13 protein-coding genes are annotated in these 19,593 nt (G+C 49.2%); 9 read left to right on the top strand and 4 right to left on the bottom strand.

Going from position 1 to position 19,593, the window contains the following annotated elements:
• The first annotated feature begins 35 nt into the window (after positions 1 to 35).
• From ACR0QE_RS01795 to ACR0QE_RS01765, 7 genes are all read left to right on the top strand, one after another.
• Positions 36 to 2,519: a TIM-barrel domain-containing protein gene (locus ACR0QE_RS01795; protein WP_432626674.1), complete on the top strand. Its 2,484-nt coding sequence runs from the start codon at positions 36 to 38 to the stop codon at positions 2,517 to 2,519.
• Positions 2,520 to 2,749: 230 nt separating this feature from the next.
• On the top strand, positions 2,750 to 4,087 hold the full coding sequence (locus ACR0QE_RS01790) for an ABC transporter substrate-binding protein (RefSeq protein ID WP_432626673.1): 1,338 nt from the start codon (positions 2,750 to 2,752) through the stop codon (positions 4,085 to 4,087).
• Positions 4,088 to 4,105: 18 nt separating this feature from the next.
• Positions 4,106 to 5,035: a carbohydrate ABC transporter permease gene (locus ACR0QE_RS01785; RefSeq protein ID WP_432626672.1), complete on the top strand. Its 930-nt coding sequence runs from the start codon at positions 4,106 to 4,108 to the stop codon at positions 5,033 to 5,035.
• 4 nt (positions 5,036 to 5,039) lie between these two features.
• Positions 5,040 to 5,867, top strand: coding sequence for a carbohydrate ABC transporter permease (locus ACR0QE_RS01780; RefSeq protein ID WP_432626671.1), 828 nt, complete (start codon positions 5,040 to 5,042; stop codon positions 5,865 to 5,867).
• 119 nt (positions 5,868 to 5,986) lie between these two features.
• On the top strand, positions 5,987 to 7,771 hold the full coding sequence (locus ACR0QE_RS01775) for a cache domain-containing sensor histidine kinase (RefSeq protein ID WP_432626670.1): 1,785 nt from the start codon (positions 5,987 to 5,989) through the stop codon (positions 7,769 to 7,771).
• Positions 7,746 to 9,251 carry a response regulator transcription factor gene (locus tag ACR0QE_RS01770; protein WP_432626669.1) on the top strand — a complete coding sequence of 502 codons (1,506 nt, stop codon included), beginning with the start codon at positions 7,746 to 7,748 and terminating at the stop codon, positions 9,249 to 9,251. The genes ACR0QE_RS01775 and ACR0QE_RS01770 overlap by 26 nt, the downstream gene beginning before the upstream one ends.
• A 278-nt stretch (positions 9,252 to 9,529) precedes the next feature.
• Positions 9,530 to 10,036, top strand: a complete 507-nt coding sequence (locus tag ACR0QE_RS01765; RefSeq protein ID WP_432626668.1) for a GNAT family N-acetyltransferase — start codon at positions 9,530 to 9,532, stop codon at positions 10,034 to 10,036.
• 132 nt (positions 10,037 to 10,168) lie between these two features.
• Here the strand turns inward: ACR0QE_RS01765 and ACR0QE_RS01760 are convergent, their stop codons facing one another.
• The gene (locus tag ACR0QE_RS01760; protein ID WP_432626667.1) at positions 10,169 to 12,790 is read right to left on the bottom strand and encodes an ATP-binding protein; all 2,622 of its coding nucleotides are present in this window, start codon (positions 12,788 to 12,790) and stop codon (positions 10,169 to 10,171) included.
• A 22-nt stretch (positions 12,791 to 12,812) separates the two neighbouring features.
• Positions 12,813 to 13,628, bottom strand: coding sequence for a transporter substrate-binding domain-containing protein (locus ACR0QE_RS01755; RefSeq protein ID WP_432626666.1), 816 nt, complete (start codon positions 13,626 to 13,628; stop codon positions 12,813 to 12,815).
• Between the two features lie 152 nt (positions 13,629 to 13,780).
• Here ACR0QE_RS01755 and ACR0QE_RS01750 point away from each other — a divergent pair, with 152 nt between their 5' ends.
• Positions 13,781 to 15,133: an MATE family efflux transporter gene (locus ACR0QE_RS01750; protein ID WP_432626665.1), complete on the top strand. Its 1,353-nt coding sequence runs from the start codon at positions 13,781 to 13,783 to the stop codon at positions 15,131 to 15,133.
• 157 nt (positions 15,134 to 15,290) lie between these two features.
• Here the strand turns inward: ACR0QE_RS01750 and feoB are convergent, their stop codons facing one another.
• Complete coding sequence (feoB, locus tag ACR0QE_RS01745; RefSeq protein WP_432626664.1) at positions 15,291 to 17,636, bottom strand: ferrous iron transport protein B; 2,346 nt, start codon at positions 17,634 to 17,636, stop codon at positions 15,291 to 15,293.
• Positions 17,637 to 17,759: 123 nt separating this feature from the next.
• On the bottom strand, positions 17,760 to 18,038 hold the full coding sequence (gene spoIIID / locus ACR0QE_RS01740) for a sporulation transcriptional regulator SpoIIID (RefSeq protein ID WP_432626663.1): 279 nt from the start codon (positions 18,036 to 18,038) through the stop codon (positions 17,760 to 17,762).
• 271 nt (positions 18,039 to 18,309) lie between these two features.
• Here spoIIID and sstT point away from each other — a divergent pair, with 271 nt between their 5' ends.
• The gene (gene sstT / locus ACR0QE_RS01735; RefSeq protein ID WP_432626662.1) at positions 18,310 to 19,533 is read left to right on the top strand and encodes a serine/threonine transporter SstT; all 1,224 of its coding nucleotides are present in this window, start codon (positions 18,310 to 18,312) and stop codon (positions 19,531 to 19,533) included.
• Positions 19,534 to 19,593: the final 60 nt, after the last annotated feature.

The raw sequence follows: 19,593 nt of genomic DNA, 5'->3' as shown, positions 1-19,593 counted from the left end.
GCTGATGAAAGAAGAGAAGGGAGAAGACTAAGATTATGGAGAAACAATTTTGTCTGAAACTGAATGGAAAATGCCGCCCGGAGTCGGTGGTGCAGGGGGACAAATACCGCTTTACGGTGCTGACTTCCCAGATGCTTAGGATGGAGTACTCGGAGACCGGAGAATTTGAGGACCGGCCAACCCAGATCGTGTGGAATCGTGATTTTGAGACTCCGGAATTTACCGTGCGGGATCAGGAAAACTGCCTCGAGATCGATACCGAATATTTCCATCTTGTCTATGATAAGAAGGAGTTCAGCCCGAACCACCTCTACATCGATGTAAAGTATGCATTCACGAACTATGGAGGAAGATGGTATTACGGGAGAACGGACTACGGTGATCCGGCGAGAGAGCATAACCTGAAAGGAACGGCGAGAACGCTTGACCGTTGTGACGGCGAGTGGTATGTGGGTTCCGGTCCTCTTGAGCGTATGCGGACGACGGGGGGCAAGACAAACCGTGAGGATGGAGATGTCGATCTCGGCATGGGTCTGTGCGATACGAGCGGACGCACGTTCTTTGATGACAGCGAGTCTCTGATCATGGAGGAGGACGGCTGGGTAACGCCGAGAAAGAAAGGCTGTGTCGATGTGTATTTCCTCGGATACGGACGCGATTATTTTGGTGCAATCCATGATTTTTACCGCCTGTCCGGTGCTGTGCCGATGCTTCCGAAATATGTGCTCGGAAACTGGTGGAGCCGTTACTGGAAGTACACCGAGGAGACGTACCGTGATCTTCTCGAGCGCTTTGAGAGAGAGCACGTACCGTTCTCTGTCGTTGTCATGGATATGGACTGGCATCTCGTCGACATTCCGGAAAAGTTTGGAAAGGGATGGACGGGCTACACCTGGAATAAGGAGTGTTTCCCGGATCCGGAGGGCTTCATGGCATGGCTTCATGAGCACGGCTACCGCGTAACGCTGAATCTGCATCCGGCAGACGGTGTACGTGCGTTTGAGGAGGCATATCCGGAGATGGCAAAGGCGATGGGAGTTGATCCGGAGTCGGAATATCCGGTGCGCTTTGATTTCACGAATCAGGAATTTATCCGCGCTTACTTCCATTTCCTGCATCATCCGAATGAGGAGAACGGTGTGGATTTCTGGTGGATGGACTGGCAGCAGGGCAAGATCTCGGCAGTCGAGGGGATGGACCCGATCTGGATGCTGAACCACTATCATCACTTTGATCTGACGAGAACCGGAAAGCGCGGAGTCATGCTGTCCCGTTACAGCGGCCTCGGCAGTCATCGCTATCCGATCGGATTCTCGGGCGATACACATGTGACGTGGAATGCGCTCCAGTATCAGCCGTATTTCACTGCGACGGCAGCGAATGTCGGTTACACCTGGTGGAGCCATGACATCGGCGGTCACATGAACGGAATCAAGGACAATGAGCTGTATGTGCGCTGGATTCAGTTTGGTGTCTTCTCCCCGATCAACCGCCTTCACAGCAACAGCAACCCGTTCTGCGGAAAAGAGCCGTGGCGTTATCCGAAGCCGTATGACGATCTGGCACGCGAGAGCCTGCGCCTGCGCCATCGCCTTCTGCCGTACATCTACACGATGAATGCTCAGTGCCATGAAAAGATGGTTCCGGTTGTTGTTCCTGCTTATTATTACTATCCGATGGAGGAGGGAAGCTACGTCTGCCGGAATGAATATTTCTTTGGAACGGAGCTTCTTGTTCAGCCGATGGTTCATCCGACTGACCATGAGACCGGATACACGACGGAGAAGTCCTGGATTCCGGCTGGAAACTGGTACGATTTTGATAACGGTGCAGTCAGCCACGGCGGTCCAAAGGGACGGTATGCGACGATCAGCAGACCGATTGAGCGCCAGGGTGTCCTCGCGAAGGCGGGCGCGATTGTTCCGATGGCACCGGATAGCGGGAATAACAGCATTGACAATCCAGAGACGCTTGAGATTCTCGTCTTCCCGGGAAAAGACAATACCTACACGCTGTTTGAGGACAGCGGAGACGGATTTGACTATGAGAATGGCAGGTGTTTGAGAACAGAGATTTCCTTAAGCTGGAAGGATGAGGCAGTCAGTGTGACAATCCGTCCGTCCGGAGATCTCTCTGTTGTGCCGGAAAAACGCCGCTATGTCCTTCGCCTGCGTGGATTTGCACAGGTGGAGCCGACCTCCTCAAGTGAGACGGTGGAGAGTGAGTACGACTCTGAGAGGAGAACGCTGACACTGACGACGGAGCTTTTGGAGGCAGGAAGAAGTGTGAGCGTGACACTTCCGGGAGCAGAAGATTGCACCGCAAAAGAATCCCGCGAGGAGTTGAATGAGAGAATTTTTGAGTTCCTCGACCGGGTTCAGGGAAGTATCGTGAAGAAGAAAAATGTCTACCAGTACTTTGCAGGAAATTACACAAAGGAGGAGATTCTTGCAGCTCTTCCGGGACTTGAACTTCCGCAGAGCTGGGTAGATGTGCTGACAGAGATGCTGATCGGCTAAATTTTAATCACGAAACACAGAAAACTGGTGAAAAAATTATATACAGAAAATAATTCATAAAAGCGAGACAAAATTGAAAAAAAACCGCCATTCCTTTTGCCAGAAGATTTTTCTATAATAAACACATAGAAAAACGGAGGAAACAAAAAGTTCCCGGAATCTGAAACAGATAAAATCTGAGATGAGAAAGTTCGGATTCCGGGAGCGGAAATGACAGGAGGAAAGTTGGTATGAAAAAACATCTGGCACTGGTAATGGCAGCATTGACAGCAGCAAGTGCACTGACCGGTTGTGTGGGTGCAAGCGCAGGAAAATCGGCAGCGTCCCCGGAGACAAAGCAGCAAGCCGCTGAGTCATCCGCAGAAAATGGCGGATCGGAGTCTTCTGAAAAGTCGGACGGAAGCGTGTCCGGAGAGATTACGGTGATGGTGAACAGCACGTTTACGGGAATGGATGATCCGGCGATTATGAGAGCGGCAAAGGCATTTGAGGAGCAGAATCCGGGCACAAAAGTCACAATCGAGGGACTGGCAGGCCAGGAGCTGATCAGCAAGTTCACGACGACCGCGATGGCAGGTTCCGGACCGGATGTCGTGGCACTCGATAACTCAGGATGGCCGATCGATTTAGCAGCGATGGGGCTGATCATGCCGCTTGATGATAAGATCGCGGCATCAGACAACAAGTATCTTCAGGGACCGCTCGACTCAGGACTCTATGAGGGAAATTACTATTCCGTTCCGTGGTATTACAACAATACCGGACTCTATTACAATAAGAGAATCCTGACCGAGATCGGAAAGGACAGTGCGCCGACAACCTGGGACGAACTTGAGGAGGATATCAAGCTTGCAACGGAAAAGGGCTATTCCGGAATTTCCACCCGTCTCGATGGATATGCACTCTTTAACATTTTCTTTGAGAATGGAAACGATGTAATCGACACAAGTGGAGATAAGCCGGTTGTAACCGTCAACAATGAGTCCGGAAAAGAGGCATTCTCATTCTGGACCGGTCTTCACACGAAGTACCATGCATTCCCGGAAGGAATGAAGGATGCAACGGACTGGGCAACCGCGTACACGACGTTCGTCTCTGACGACTGTCTCTTCTTTGTCTGCGGTGACTGGGCTTATGTAAACATCCAGAAGGGCAACCCGGATATGGAATTTGGTCTTGCTCCGATGCCGAAGGGAAGCGTACAGGCTGTCTGCCTTGGCGGATACAACATGGCAATCAATGCAAACACTGCAAATCCGGATCTTGCATGGGCATTTGTAAACTACTTAACCAGCAAGGAATGTGACTATGTCATGACGGAGCAGGGAAGAATTCCTGGAAGAAGTGACGTGGATTACACCCCGATTCTGGAAATGAATCCGGAGTATCAGGTATTCATCGACGAGTCTGCCTACACAGTTCCGAGACCGCGCGTAAAGAATGCCGCTTCTGTTGATCAGAAAGTTGTGGACGCGTTCAAGAAGGTGTTCTTCGATCAGAAGACTTCTGAGGAAGCACTGAATGAGCTTGAAACAGAGCTGAATGACTTTGTCAACGAAAACTACTAGAATGATAGAGGCGCTTTTATGAGAGAGAAGACAACGAAACGAAGACCCGATGAGTACTCGTTTCAGAGAAATATTCACGGTTATCTGCTGATTGCACCGGCAATCCTCGCAATCCTGCTTCTCAGCGTTTATCCGCTTTTGCAGGGAATCTGGATCAGTCTGCTCAACTATGACATGACAAAGGCGAATGCCCCGAATTTCGGGACATTCGCCGGAATCAAGAATTATCTCGTTGTGTTTGCAAATTCCAAGTATCGCAATGCGGTGATGAATTCCATCGTGTGGACGCTCGTAAACATTGTGATCCAGCTTGCACTTGCGATGGGAGTGGCGCTGATCCTCAATGAGAAGCTGAAAGGACGCGGTGTCTTCCGTACAATGGCACTTCTGCCGTGGGCGATTCCGGCAGCGATCAGTGCACTGACGTTCAGCGCACTTTACGATACCAAAATTGGTGTGTTCAATGCAATTCTGATTCGTCTTGGAATCCTGAAAGAGGGATATTCCTTCCTTGGAAATGTCACGAGCGCGATGCCGGCGGTTATCGTCGCAAACGTGTGGAAGAGCACGCCGTTTCTGATGATCTTTATTCTTGCAGCCCTTCAGGGTGTATCGTACGATATGTATGAGAGCGGAGCGATTGACGGGGCAGGAAAGCTCAAACGCTTCCTCTACATCACGCTTCCGAACATCAAGGAGCCGATGGCAGTTGCGGTTATTTTGAATCTGATTTCCATCTTTAACAACTTCAATGCAATCTGGCTTCTGACAAAGGGAGGCCCGCTTGACAGTACTGAAATTATGTATACATATGCATATCGTCAGGCATTTGTAGATCACAAGTTTGGATATGCAGCAGCAACCTCAGTTGTGATTTTCATAGTGATTGCGATTCTGACTGTGATCTATGTAAAGATGATTTCCTCAGATCGGGAAGGCAGGAGGTAGAGAGATGAAGCGGACAAAGGGTGAGTGGATGTTTCTGTATGTGATGGCATCTTTGATTGCTCTGTGCTCGGTATTACCGTTTATCTGGGTTCTGATGACTTCCGTAAAGTCACCGGAGCAGATCTATGATATGAATCAGATCATACCGAAATACGTCACATTTGACAATTTTAAGCGAGTTTTGTTTCAGTCAAATTTTGTGCGCTACTTTTTAAACAGCGCGTACATTTCTGTTGTCGTGACTGTGATCTCGATGATTCTGGCAGTCATGGCGGCATATGGATTCTGTCGTTACAACATTGTCGGAGCAGAGAAGATGAAGCTGAGTATCCTGTTCACGAAAATGTTTCCGGGCGTGTTGCTTTCCATTCCCTACTATGTTATCATGAAAAATATGGGACTGGTTGACACGCACACCGGTCTGATTATCATCAACTGCTCGTTCGTTCTTCCATTTGCAGTCTGGAATATGTGTACGTTTTTCCTTCAGATTCCGTGGGAGATCGAGGAATCAGCGCTGATTGATGGATGCAGCAGATTCCAGTCGTTTATCAAGGTGATTTTTCCAATGGCGAAACCGGGAATCTCCGCGACGACGCTGTATTGTTTTCTGATGTCCTGGGATGAGTTCATGTATGCAAATACATTCATCAATTCCACCTTGAAAAAGACAGTTCAGGTCGGCATCCGTGATTACATCGGAGAGTACTCGACTGACTGGGGTCCGCTGATGGCATCCGTTATTCTGAGTCTGATTCCGGTTATCATCTTCTTCGTCTTCGTTCAGGACAATCTCGTAGGTGGTCTGTCCGCCGGAGCTGTCAAGGGATGATAAGAAAAAATGGATCGAACAGAATCGACAGGATCGGATTGATAGATAGAAACCTTAATAGGTATTCGTATTTTAGGATTGACTTTATTTCGCATTGACGTTTCAGGAGACAGTTAGAGATGAGAGAGAGGAAGGTTGCGCCGAGCATCTGGCGCAGTATGGTTCAGAGTGTGACGCTTTACATTCTGGTGCCCCTCTTTCTCGCTCTGACTGTCCTTTGTTTTTTGTTGAAGAAAAAGACGGACTCCGGGATTGAGGAAGCGGTTCAGATGATGTTCGCACAGAATGTTCAGGAGATTGACAGCGCAATTCTGCTCTCAAATTATGCGAGCAGTACGATGATCACTTACACGGAGAACAGCCGGTTTTTGAAGAATTATTATAATGCAAAAAATGAGTATGTGAAAAACCGTGCAGTCGGGCAGATTGAGGGGATGATCCTCAACACGAATGTCTCGACGCTCGGAAGTATTGAGGCGGAGCTGATGATTTTGATGAACGACGGAAAAAAGATCAGTTCCACAAGGATCGCTGAGATTCCGGAAAAATATCAGGAGACTGCCTGGTATCAGAATATGCAAAAAAGTGGTCAGATTCCATACTGGGACAGTGCGATGACGCCGTATTTTGATTACAAGGATAATCGAAGATATGTGAGCTTTGGGCGTGCGCTCGTGCGCTATCGTGGAAATGCGCTCGGCTATGCGCTTGTGCGGATTCCGCGGAGTGTATTTTTTGGAAAGGCGAAGGACTCGTCTGATTCCGTTTATCGCAGCGGAACGGTGTTCATGTGTGATCAGAATGGCAGAATCATCACCTCCGGTCCAGAGGAACTCTCGCCGGAGATCGCGGAGCAGACGATCGAGGTTTGGAGAAAATCATCTGGGAAGCAGGGCAGAATCGACAATGCCTATGTGCTCTCCTCAAATCTGACCTCGAGCAGTAATCAGGTTGTTTATGTCGGAAATTATCACGAGATTTTTGCACAGAGCGAGCAGATTCAGGTGGTCGTGATTCTGTTCATGATTTGTGCGGGAATCGCTCTTGTCGCAATTATGCTGATGATCAGCCGATACATCACGAATCCGATTCTCTTCTTTGCGAGACAGGTCGACTGGATTGAGCAGAACGATCCGAAGAAATTGACACTCGAGGAAAATCGTTTTCTTGAGACGCAGGCGCTTGAAAACGGAATGATCCGCGCGCAGAGCAGAATCGCAAAGCTGATGGAGGACGTGAGACGGGAAGCTGTGATGAAGGAGAAAGCGAGATTCGATGCACTCAAGGCACAGATCAATCCGCATTTTCTGTTCAACACGCTGAATGCAATCCGCTGGAAGGCTTCGATGAATCAGGATGAGGAGGTCGCTGATGTATTGTCGGAGCTTGGTGTTCTTCTGGGTGAGACATACAAGAGCGATGCGGAGATGGAGAGTATTGGAAATGCAGTGCGCATCCTGAATGCCTATGTGAAGATCATGCAGATCCGTTTTGGAAATAAGGTTCAGTTTTTTTTCTCGATTCCGGAAACTATCCGAAAGTACCAGATTCCGAGATTCTGTCTCCAGCCGCTTGTCGAAAATTCGTTTATTCATGGAATGTCTCATGTGGAGTGTGGTGTGATTGCGCTTCGCGGGGAAATGCAGGGCACGGATATTGTGCTGACCCTGATTGACAATGGTGAGGGACTTCGAGGAAAGACATTGGATTTAAACCGCGAAGAACCGGGAAAACGGGGACTGACCGGAATCGGTCTTCCGAATATTCACAAGAGACTGACCGGGTTGTTCGGAGAGGGCTACGGCCTTGCGATCGACACAGAGATCGAGAGTGGATTTCGTGTCTCGCTTCGGATTCCGGCGATTGAGGAAAAGGGGGATGAAGATGAAAGCGCTGATTGTTGAGGATGAGCTTCTCGCGAGAGTCGGAATGCGTTCCCTTCTTCCGTGGGAGGAACTTGGAATTACACTTCTTGAGGATGCGTGCGATGGAAGGGAGGCACTGCAGCAGATCGAAAATGGACATCCGGATCTGATGTTTCTGGATCTGAATATTCCGGAGATCAGCGGTCTGGAACTCTTAAAAATCATCCGCAGTCGCCATCTTCCGGTGAAAACGATCGTTGTGAGCTGTTACGATGATTTTGACACCGTGAAGGAAGCGATGAAGCTCGGGGCAGTCGATTACATCCGAAAATTCGGACTCTCGAAGGAGGAACTTCTCGCCTCGCTCAAGCATCTGAGAGACTCGTTCCCGGAGATGGAGGTCGAGGAAGAATCTGTACCAGAGCAGAAATCCGCTGCCCAGACCGGCTACGAGATGCGAAAGAGAGTGCGAAATATCCCGGAAGAATTTCAGAGCGGATGTTGTCTGAGCTTTTATATGGTGTGGAAGTATGCGGAAGAGATGACGGATATGAAGCTGATTGAGACGGTTGCTGCCCAGTATTATCAGGGACTTGGAAGACACACCCTAGCGTTGATGTGGGAGGGAAAACTTCTCCTCTTAATTCGTGAGGGGACAGATCGGGCAGAGGTTGAAATACTCAAGAGACAGATTGAACTTTTCATCACAAACAGATGCTATATTGGAATTACCTCATACAGAAACCGTGATCACGAGACCGGATTTTTTACCCGTCTTGCGGACAGCATTGAGGCATATGGATTCTACGGAAACCAGGAGGAGATTGTCAATCTTGAAGAACCATGTGCCTTTGAGAAACAGCAGATTCTCGGCGGGACAGAGTACATGGAATGTCTTGAGCGTGCAATCCAGAAAATGTCTCTCGAGGATATGAATAAGAATATCTCTGAGCTCTTTGATGAGATTGAGGCGGCGGGAAATTATCCGGTACCCTATATCAAACGGCTGATGATTGAGATCCTGAGCCGGTTCTCGGACAAGGCAGCGCAGCTTGGCGGGGCGATTGATGAGCTTGAGGTTGCAGACAGCAGACGACACTATCAGAAGATTGTAAATATGGCGAATCTTGAGGATCTTCGCGTCTGGTGGAAAGAATTCACGAAACAATTTGCCGGTACGTATTTTACAAGACAGAAAAAATCAGAGTCCGACATCATTGAAATGGCGCTCAATTACATTGAACAGCACTTGGAATCTCCGATTCAGCTTTCGGATACTGCGCGCTACATCGGTGTGTCAGAGCCATATCTCAGCTCGTTCTTTAAGCGGGTGATGAATGAAAATTTTATCCCGTATGTGAACCGGCAGAAAATCCGTCGGGCAAAACAGCTGCTTGCGGAGGGAAAGATGGTTTATCAGGTTTCAGATCTGCTTGGATACGAGAACAGCACCTATTTTTCAAAGGTATTTAAGAAAGTCGAGGGCATGACCCCGGAGCAATACAGAAAGAGCCTATGAGGATATTTTTTCATGAGATCTGTTAAATAGGCCAATATACATAGTTCACATTACACTATGAAATATATAAGTGACTCATAAGTTGACTAATATCTTCCGCTCTCTTTGTAGCTGCTCTATGATGAACACAGCAAATGAGCCGTTCACGATACAAGGAGAAACTTATCATTCTGAGCGAGCAAAAACCAAGAAGGGCGGATATGAGGTATACTTTGCCTTCACTCTTCTTGTAAAAAATGATGAAACATAAGATAGATAAAATAGAGGAGAGAGCGGATATGTTTACCCTAAAACTAATGATGCCCCAAAAAGAACATAAAAATGCCGTTATGGATTTCCGGGAAGAATTTTTAAGGGCAAAAGAGAGGATAAGTGGTGGCATTGGATTGGAGCAAGCTGAAAATTACGAAAATTGGTTGGAACATAAGTACATTCCTCACTACGGGCTGGTTGATGAGGCTGTTTTCCTGGCTTTTGATAACAACGATCATTTAATCGGAATTTCGGATATTCGTCTTGGGACGAATGACTTTATCCAAACATTTGCCGGACAGATCGGATATAGTGTCCGCCCTTCGCAGAGAAGAAAGGGTTATGCTTCAGAGATTCTCAAACTTACGCTGATAGAAGCAGACAACTATGGATTGTCTGAAATACTGATTACGTGTAACGAACCAAATATCGCTTCTGCAAAAGTAATAGAAAAGAATGGCGGAGTTTTAGAAAAAATCATTCCGCATACTGGATTTTCAAATGTTAAGAGATATCACATCAATATCCATTAATAAAAGACCGTGAACATGATGAGTATATTCCGCTATGACTCAGAGTGGATGCGCAGTGATTCTGAGTAGAAGATGTCAGCAAAGCTAATCAGAATCACGCGCAAAGTCTCCGCGAGCGTCGGCTTGAAACCGTTATTGCCCCTCCTCCTTCTGCATACAGAAATACCGGTGCATCAGCTCAAGCAGGCGCTTGGAGTCGAGCGGTTTGGCGAGATGTTCGTTCATGCCTGCCTCTTTGCACTGGCGGATGTCATCGGCAAAGGCATTTGCAGTCATGGCAAAGATCGGAATGTTCTTTGCATCCGGGCGATTGAGAGCACGGATGCGCCGTGTCGCCTCAAGACCGTCCATCACCGGCATCATCACATCCATCAGGATGAAATGGAAAGTCCCGGGCGTTGACTCCTGAAATTTATCGAGGGCCTGCTGCCCGTCGACAGCGCTTGTGACGAGAATGCCCTCGTTCTGGAGAAGAAATTCCACGATCTCCCGGTTGAGCTCGTTATCCTCGACAAGCAGGACGTGGACCCCGTCCAAGTTACAGTTCGGATTGAGTGCGAGGGAGGAACCGGAATCGAGATGGTCTGTGTCAATCCGAAATGGCAGAGTTACATGGAAGGTTGTTCCGACATTCTGTCTGCTCGTGAACGTGATGGTGCCGCCCATTTTTTCAATCAGCTCTTTGGTGATCGAGAGACCGAGTCCTGTTCCGGTGTAGGAGGTCCGGCTTGCGACATTCTCCTGAGAGAACGGCTCAAACAGGTGCTTCTGGAATTCTTCACTCATACCGAGCCCTGTGTCCTCAACGGAGAAGACAAAAGTTGCCGTCGTCTCATCGCTTGAAATCTCCTGGCAGGAGACGCAGATGGAACCGCCCGGGCGGTTGTACTTGACAGCATTTCCGGCAAGATTTAAGAGAATCTGGCGCAGATAGAGCGGACTTCCGATCAGGTAATGATGGCGGATGAAAAGCGCTTTCGTGCTCAGATTCAGACCATGTTCCAAAGTCTGCGGGCGGATGATTGTACCGACTTCGTGGGAGACTTCCCGAAGGGAGAATGGAACCTCCTCTAAAATCAGTTCGCCGGATTCTAGCTTATTCATGTCGAGAACGCTGTTGACGAGATCGAGAAGAAAGTCGGAAGCCTGAAGAATCTTTCTCCGACATTCATTCTGCTTTTCCATATCGTCAGGAAAATGGTTGGCGATCTCGATCATTCCGCGGATGCCGTTGATCGGTGTGCGGATGTCATGGCTCATGCGGCGAAGGAAATCCGTCTTTGCGGCGTTTGCCTTTTTCGCCTCGTCGGCTGCCTCCTGAATCTGTCTGGTGACGGCAAGCTCGTGCTGCATTTCTTCGGTGATGTTGCGCGTGACGAGAAGAACCGCCTCGATCTGATGATTCTCGTCATAGCGTTTCGGAATCATCATGACCTGACACCACATACCGCTGTTGAGCAGATATTTGAGCTCAATGTGCGAATTTGTTCCGAGACGCTCCTGAATCGTGGAGAGTTCCATAAAATCGCGGTGTTTCTGGACATAGTCCGGGGCAACATACTTTTTGGCCCAAGTCTCAAGAATCTTGTCAGCTGGAAAACGGTACGGAATATCATCAAACAGGTAATCCGGAGCGGTGATCGGCTCAAGGATATTTGTCTTTAAATCAAGCATCAGAATTGTCTCATAGACATTTCCGATCGCCTCGATGATGCGGTACTGGCGGTTGATCTGCGCCATATTTTTGGCATCCAAATGTCTCTGGATCAGGAGCAGAACCAGCATAAATATGATGTAAAACGAGAAGAGAAAGCACATTGCGATGGAACGTTCACGGAAGACTTCTGAGTCCGGGAAAAAGACGCAGATCGTGTATCCATCCATTCGAATAGCATCTCCGTACCAGGTCTGCCCCCGCATCTGCCCTTTCAGAAGACCGTGATACCGATGCTCAAAGTCGCAGGAGAACAGGGAAGTGGTGTCCAGGAGAGAGTCTGAAGCGGGAGGTCTTGAAAAATCCTCCTTGCTGTCGGAGAGATTTGCCAGGGGGTTCGAACTTGCCGGCATTCCGGAGATGTCAGAGAGATCTTCGAGAAGAAGGATTGTGCCTCCGCGCTGGAGGGTGTAGTTGGAAAAGAGCTCTCCGAGTGCGCTTGCCTGAAATTCTTCCTCCTGCATCATTCTTTTCCAGTAAACAAGAATCAGACCGGGGGCATCCGTCCGGGATATGGCGGCGAAATCGTAGGGAATTCCGTTTTTTACGGTGTGACTCATGTAATGTTTCTGGGGAAAACGGAGAATGCTGGAGATTGCAGGAGAGTGAAGTTCCTCGCTCCAGTCATCGCAGGTCAGATTTTCCCTGTCAAACTGGCAGACTGCCTGAAGGCTGTCATCGACGACGAAAAGACCACCGAGATGCTGACGTTCGGTATAGTCGGCAAGTTCTTCGCGGTTTAATAGATCTGGATCATTGGGATCATTTTTTTCGCGAAGAAATTTGCAGAGTCCGTTTGCCTTATCTGCGAGAGCAGTGAGCGTGTCTGTACGGTGAGAGGCGCTCTCATTCATATAGTAGGCGAGGTGGTGGCTTGCGGAAGAAAGCGTCTCTGAGGAGAGATCATTCAGCGAGGAGAGATCAATTTCCGTAAAAATGGCATAGGTCAGGGAAAGAAGAATCACTCCCGTGATGGCGAGCAGTTTCCATCCGCAGAGAGTCAAATCAAAAGTCTGGTGAAGCTTTTTAAGGCGATTCATGGTATCGCAGTTCTCCTTCTGATTATTCTGATGGAATCGAATAGTCTGTTTCGAGGTGGTAATTTTGAAGAATGGAAAAGGACGTGCCGTCGCGATTCATTTCCTCCAAAGTGTGATTGATTTTGGCGATCAGAGCAGGATCGGTGTCCTTGGAAAAGGCGATTCCGAGGTCGGAGAGATAGGAATCTCTGTCCAGAAAACGGTACGTCTCCTTCTCTTCTTCAAGCAGGTTGTTCCAGACGATTGCATTGGCGTAAATCGCTTCGCAGTATCCATCCAGAAGAGCACTGCGGACTTCCAGAAGATCAGAAAAACAGTAAACCTGATCGGTTGTCGGAATTTCGATGAAATCCTGATGATTGAGAAGCAGATATTCCGTTTGGGAATTTGCCAGTACAGCGATCGGTTTTCCGCTCAGATCGGCGGCAGTCTGGTAGGGACTGTCTGCCAGAACAATCGGAAGATGTCTGTTTTTCATGTAAGGCCCTGCCCACTGGTACTTCTCATTTTGCCCGTCCATGCTAAATCCGCACCAGATGCAGTCGATCGTGTGGTCTTTTAGAAGTTGGTCTTTCTCTGTCCAGTCGATCGGAATAAAATCTGCCTCATAACCGATTCGCCTGCAGGTTTCTTTTGCAAAATCTGCATCTATGCCGATCAGATCTCCGTTTTCATTGTAGTTGGTGAACGGCGGATAAGTGGCATATCCGATTTTCAGGTGCGGGAGGGCAGACGAAGAATGGTCTGTCGAGGTTTGCTGAGTCAAAATCAGGCTGAATGCCAGCGCGATAACGGCGGCAATCACGATAAGAAAAATAGAAAATTGTCGTTTTTTCATATAAAATATCCCCGTGAGTCAGTATAACATACAGGGAAAGAAATAGCAAACAGAGTCATCTTGTCAAAAAAGGAAAAATCAACTAGAATGGAACAGAACAAATTCGAACAGCAGTAAAGGATAATAAATTTAGGAAAAGAGTGTGACGGATCATGGGAGAACAAGAGAGAAAAGGGAAACTTTTTTCCAATCAGGCGCTGTGGTGGTTGATTGCGCCACTTGTGGTGGAACAGATTCTGGCAGTGACGGTCGGAATGGTGGATACGGTGATGGTTTCAAGTGCAGGGGAGGCGGCGACATCGGGCGTCTCTCTGGTGGATATGGTGAACACGCTGATCATCAATATTTTTGCGGCGGTCGCGACAGGTGGAGCGGTGGTCTCGTCGCAGTATCTGGGGCAGAAGGACAAGGGGAAGGCGTGTCAGGCGGCGGACCAGCTGCTCTTGATTACGGCACTGATTGCAGTCGGAATGATGTTGCTCTGCCTGATTTTCAGAAGACCGTTTCTCTCGATTCTGTACGGTGATATCGAGGCTGACGTGATGCAGAATGCGCTGACTTATCTGATTCTCTCCGCATTCTCTTACCCGTTTCTGGCAGTCTACAATTCCTGTGCGGCGCTGTTTCGCTCAATGGGAAATTCCAGGATCTCGATGCAGGTTTCGATCCTGATGAATATGATGAATGCGGTGGGCGACTATGTATTTATTTTCGGCTTCCACTGGGGAGTGGCAGGTGCGGCACTTGCTTCCCTGATCTCGAGAATGACCGCCTGCGTGATTCTCTATCTGAGACTTAAGAATCCGGCACTCGACATTCATGCGGGAACGAACGGACTTCATCTGGATGGAAGAATGATTCACAGGATTTTGAATATCGGAATTCCGAGTGGGGTGGAAAACAGTATTTTCCAGCTCGGACGAGTGCTTGTCGTCGGCATCATTGCAAGCTTTGGAACAATCCAGATCGCGGCAAATGCAGTTGCAAACAACCTCGATTCCATGGGAGTTCTTCCGGGATCTGCGATGAATCTTGCAATGATCACCGTGATCGGTCAGTGCGTCGGAGCCGGGGATTATGACCAGGCAAAGTACTACACGAAAAAACTGATGACAGTGACATATGCGGTCAATACGGTGACCTGTCTTGCAGTGCTCGGAGCGATGCCGATGATTTTGAAATTATATGGACTTTCGGATGAGACGCTTGCACTTGCATCGACGCTGGTGCTGATCCATGACGGCTGTGCGATCTTTTTGTGGCCGGCTTCGTTCACTCTGACGAGTGTTCTGCGTGCTGCAAACGATGTGAAGTTCCCGATGGTGATCTCGATCGGATCGATGATCATTTTCCGAATCGGACTCAGCTATGTGGTTGCAATCGGAATGGGACTCGGGGCGATCGGCGTGTGGATTGCGATGGTTGTGGACTGGATTGTGCGCGCATCCTGCTTTATCTGGCGTTACCGGAGCGGAAAGTGGAAGATTTATTATCGCGCCGAGTAGGTCCGGTGGTCTTTGGAGTGATGAGATCAATCAATAATGGAAAATTAGAAATCATAAATGAAAAGATGGAGACAGCCGTAAGGCGCAGGATGCGTTTTACGGCTGTCTCTTTGTATGTATAAAAATGATTTAGAGGTTTTGTTTTGATCGTTAACAATCAGATCAGGCTTCCGATCAGATGGACGGCAAAGGCTGCAATCCATGCGATTGTGCACTGCATCAGCACAACGGCGAAGGCCCAGCGGCCGCCGAGCTCTCTGCGGATGCTCGCGATCGCTGCAACGCAGGGCGTGTAGAGCAGGCAGAAGACGAGCAGGCTTGCAGCTGCAAGCGGGCTGATTGTGGAGATCAGTGTGGACGTGTTTCCGAACAGGACGGAGAGCGTGGAAACGACACTCTCCTTTGCCATGAATCCGGTGATCAGTGCAGTGGAGATTCTCCAGTCGCCAAATCCCATCGGTGCAAAGATCGGTGCGATCACGCCGGCTGCGCAGGCGAGGATGCTGTCCTTCGAGTCGGTGACGATGTTTAAGTGCATGTCAAAGGTCTGCAAAAACCAGATCACAAGAGTTGCCATGAAGATGACCGTGAAGGCTCTCTGGAGGAAATCCTTTGCCTTGTCCCAGAGCAGATGACCGACATTTTTTGCCCCCGGCATCCGGTAGTTTGGAAGTTCCATGACAAACGGGACAGCCTCTCCGCGGAACAGGGTCTGCCCGAAGATGAGTGCCATGAGAATTCCCATGATGATGCCGCCAAAATACAGAAGCGCCATCACGAGTGCACTCTGATGCGGGAAAAATGCCGCTGCGAAGAAAGCGTAGATCGGCAGTTTCGCGGAACAGCTCATAAACGGGGTCAAAAGAATCGTCATCTTGCGGTCGCGCTCGGACGGAAGGGTCCGGCTTGCCATGACGCCGGGAACCGTACATCCGAAACCGACGAGCATCGGGACGATGCTTCGCCCGGACAGACCGATTTTTCGCAGCAGCTTGTCCATCACAAAGGCGACACGTGCCATGTATCCGCTGTCCTCAAGCATCGAGAGGAAGAAGAACAGGGTCACGATAACAGGCAGGAAGCTTAACACGCTGCCGACGCCGTTGAACAGGCCATCCATCACGAGAGACTGAATCACGTCGCTGACATTCCAGGAGATCAGACAGCTCTGAACGAAGTCGGACAGAGCGGAGATTCCGAGGTCAAGGAGCGAGGAGAGCGCTGCTCCGATCACTCCGAACGTCAGGTAGAACACAAGTCCCATGATTCCGATGAAACAGGGAATTGCGGTGTACTTTCCGGTCAGAATCCGGTCGATCTGTACGCTTCTCAAATGTTCCTTGCTCTCTTTCGGGCGGATGACGGAGGCGTCACAGACTTTCTCAATAAAGTCAAAACGCATGTGGGCGATTGCCGCGGCACGGTCGAGACCGCGCTCCTTTTCCATCTGGCAGAGGATGTGGTCAAGAGTCTCTTTCTCGTTCTGATCGAGATGGAGGCTCTCAAGAATCAGGGAATCTCCCTCCGCGAGCTTGGAGGCGGCAAAGCGGAGCGGAATGTCTGCGCGCTTTGCGTGGTCCTCAATCAGATGCATGATCGCGTGCAGACAGCGGTGGACAGCACCGCCGTCGTCGTTGACATCGCATAAGTCCATCTTCATGGGACATTCCTGATATTTGGCGACGTGGACGGCATGAGAGATCAGCTCGTCAATTCCCTCGTTTTTGGCGGCAGAGATTGGGATGACGGGGATGCCGAGCATCTCCTCCATCTTGTTGATCATCACGGAGCCACCGTTTTCGCGGACCTCATCCATCATGTTCAGGGCGAGAACCATCGGGATATCGAGTTCCATCAGCTGCATCGTCAGGTAAAGATTTCGCTCAATGTTTGTCGCATCGACGATGTTGATGATGCCCTTCGGGTGATCGCGCAGAAGAAAATCTCGGGTGACGAGTTCTTCGCTTGAATATGGGGACATCGAGTAGATGCCAGGCAGATCCGTCACCAGTGTTTCCTTGTATCCGCGGATGACGCCGTCTTTCCGGTCGACGGTCACGCCGGGAAAGTTTCCGACGTGCTGGTTCGATCCGGTCAGCTGATTGAACAGGGTTGTCTTTCCGCAGTTCTGATTTCCGGCGAGAGCAAAGGTGAGAATCGTTCCGTCAGGGAGCGGATTTTCCGTTTCCTTCTGGTGGAAACGTCCGCCCTCACCGAGTCCCGGATGGGGAAGCGCCTCTGCATCCGGCGCCGGTGCGGGCGGGACGGCCTTTGCATCCCGGATGTTTTCAATTTCAATTTTTTCCGCGTCTGCCAGACGCAGAGTCAGCTCATAGCTGTGAATCCGCAGTTCCATCGGGTCGCCCATGGGAGCATATTTTACCATGGTGACTTCTCCCTTTGGAATCAAACCCATGTCGAGGAAATGCTGGCGCAGTGCGCCCTCACCTCCGACGGAGAGAATGGTAGCGGTTTTTCCGATCGGTAAATCTCGTAATGTCATGTCTGTACCTCTTATGTATGTAGTAATAATTACGAACGAAAAACATAAATGATAAAATTTATCATTTACTGAGATAACCGTATGAAAAAACAGCGGATTTGTCAAGAGTAAAATCCACAGGAATTATTTTGGTTCTTCCTGACTGCAGATGGCGAGCCGGTGCTGGTACTTCTCCCGGGTTGCAAGTCCGCCCCGGATGTGGCGCTCGGATTTATTGATGTTTAAGACAATTCGGGCGCGGGCAGCGAGGGACGGATTGATATGTTCAAGCCGGTCGGTCACATCCTTGTGGACCGTGCTCTTGCTGATTCCAAATTTTTTTGCGGTCTGGCGTACAGTGGCATTGTGGTCGATGATGTAGTTGGCGATAGCAACCGCCCGTTCTTCAATATAATCTTTCATGAATGTCCTTCCGAACACGTTTTTTACATCCTATTAGAAGAAAAAGAAAAGTATGTGTGAAAAAATGCAAAATCTTCTGCCGTCACGCTATCATACGGCATTTTCCCTTCGGAAAATGCCTACCCGCGTACAGCAACAAAGACAATTTAATGAAAATGTCCGCTGTATAAAAACATTTGTATTTTTATGGCGAATTGTGTATAATAAAAACATTCGCGCATGGCGAGGGAACCAGAGGGGCGAAAAATTTACAGAGAAAGAAGAAAAATCTATGAAAAAGCTTTTTGAGGCATGGAATCAGATCAGTCTGGTAAAAAGGATTGTGGCGGGTCTGATCATTGGAACGATTCTGGGACTTGTATGTCCTGGAACAGGGGGAGTCGCAATCCTTGGCGATGCGTTTGTGGGAGCGTTGAAGGCGGTGGCACCGCTTCTCGTCTTCTTCCTGGTTATCAGTTCGCTCTGTTATTCCGGAAAGAGCCACGGCGGCGTGATCCGGACGGTTATCATCCTGTATATGTTCAGTACCTTTCTTGCGGCAGTGGTTGCAGTGGCATCGAGCATGCTTTTCCCGGTTTCGCTGACGCTGAATGCAGAGGCGGTCGACATGGCGGCGCCGCAGGGAATTGCAGATGTGCTGAGAAATCTTTTGCTGAACATCGTGTCAAATCCGGTGAAAGCACTCACGGAGGCAAATTACATCGGCATTCTGTTCTGGGCAGTTCTGCTCGGCTTTGGTCTGCGCAGTGCGGGAGAGACGACGAAAAAGATGCTGAATGATGTATCTGCGGCACTCTCAAAGACTGTGACCTGGATTATCAGCTTTGCTCCGTTCGGTATTCTCGGTCTGGTGTACAATACGGTGTCGACAAACGGTCTGGCTGCGTTCACGGAGTACGGAAAACTTCTTGCAGTGCTTGTCGGCTCCATGCTCTTTATCTATTTTGTGACGAACCCGATTCTTGTATTCTGGTGCATCCGCAAGAATCCGTTCCCGCTGATTTTCAAGTGCCTGAAAAAGAGTGCGATCACTGCATTCTTCACGAGAAGTTCCGCTGCAAACATCCCGATCAATATGGAGGCGTGTGCAGAGATGGGACTTGATAAGGACACCTATTCCGTCACGATTCCGCTCGGCTCCACGATCAACATGGATGGTGCTGCGATCACGATCACAGTGATGACACTCGCAACGGCACATACTCTCGGAATCGATGTGGATATCCCGAGTGCGATTATTCTGAGTGTTCTTGCAACACTCTCCGCATGTGGAGCATCCGGTGTTGCAGGTGGTTCCCTGCTTCTGATCCCGATGGCGTGCGGACTCTTCGGCATTCCGAATGAGGTTGCGATGCAGGTGGTTGGAATCGGATTCATCATCGGTGTGATTCAGGATTCCGTCGAGACGGCGTTAAACTCTTCTTCTGATCTGCTGCTCTCAGCTTCTGCGGAGTTCAGACAGTGGAGAAAAGAAAACAAAGAGATTGTTTTTTAGAAAATCAGATTTTTTTGGTAAAAAATCAGGTTCAAAGGGGGACCGGCAGGAGAATGATGC

Source organism: Brotaphodocola sp., from assembly GCF_050873065.1.
In the GTDB taxonomy this organism is placed as follows: Bacteria; Bacillota; Clostridia; order Lachnospirales; family Lachnospiraceae; genus Brotaphodocola.
This window is presented reverse-complemented; position numbering and strand designations above follow the sequence as displayed.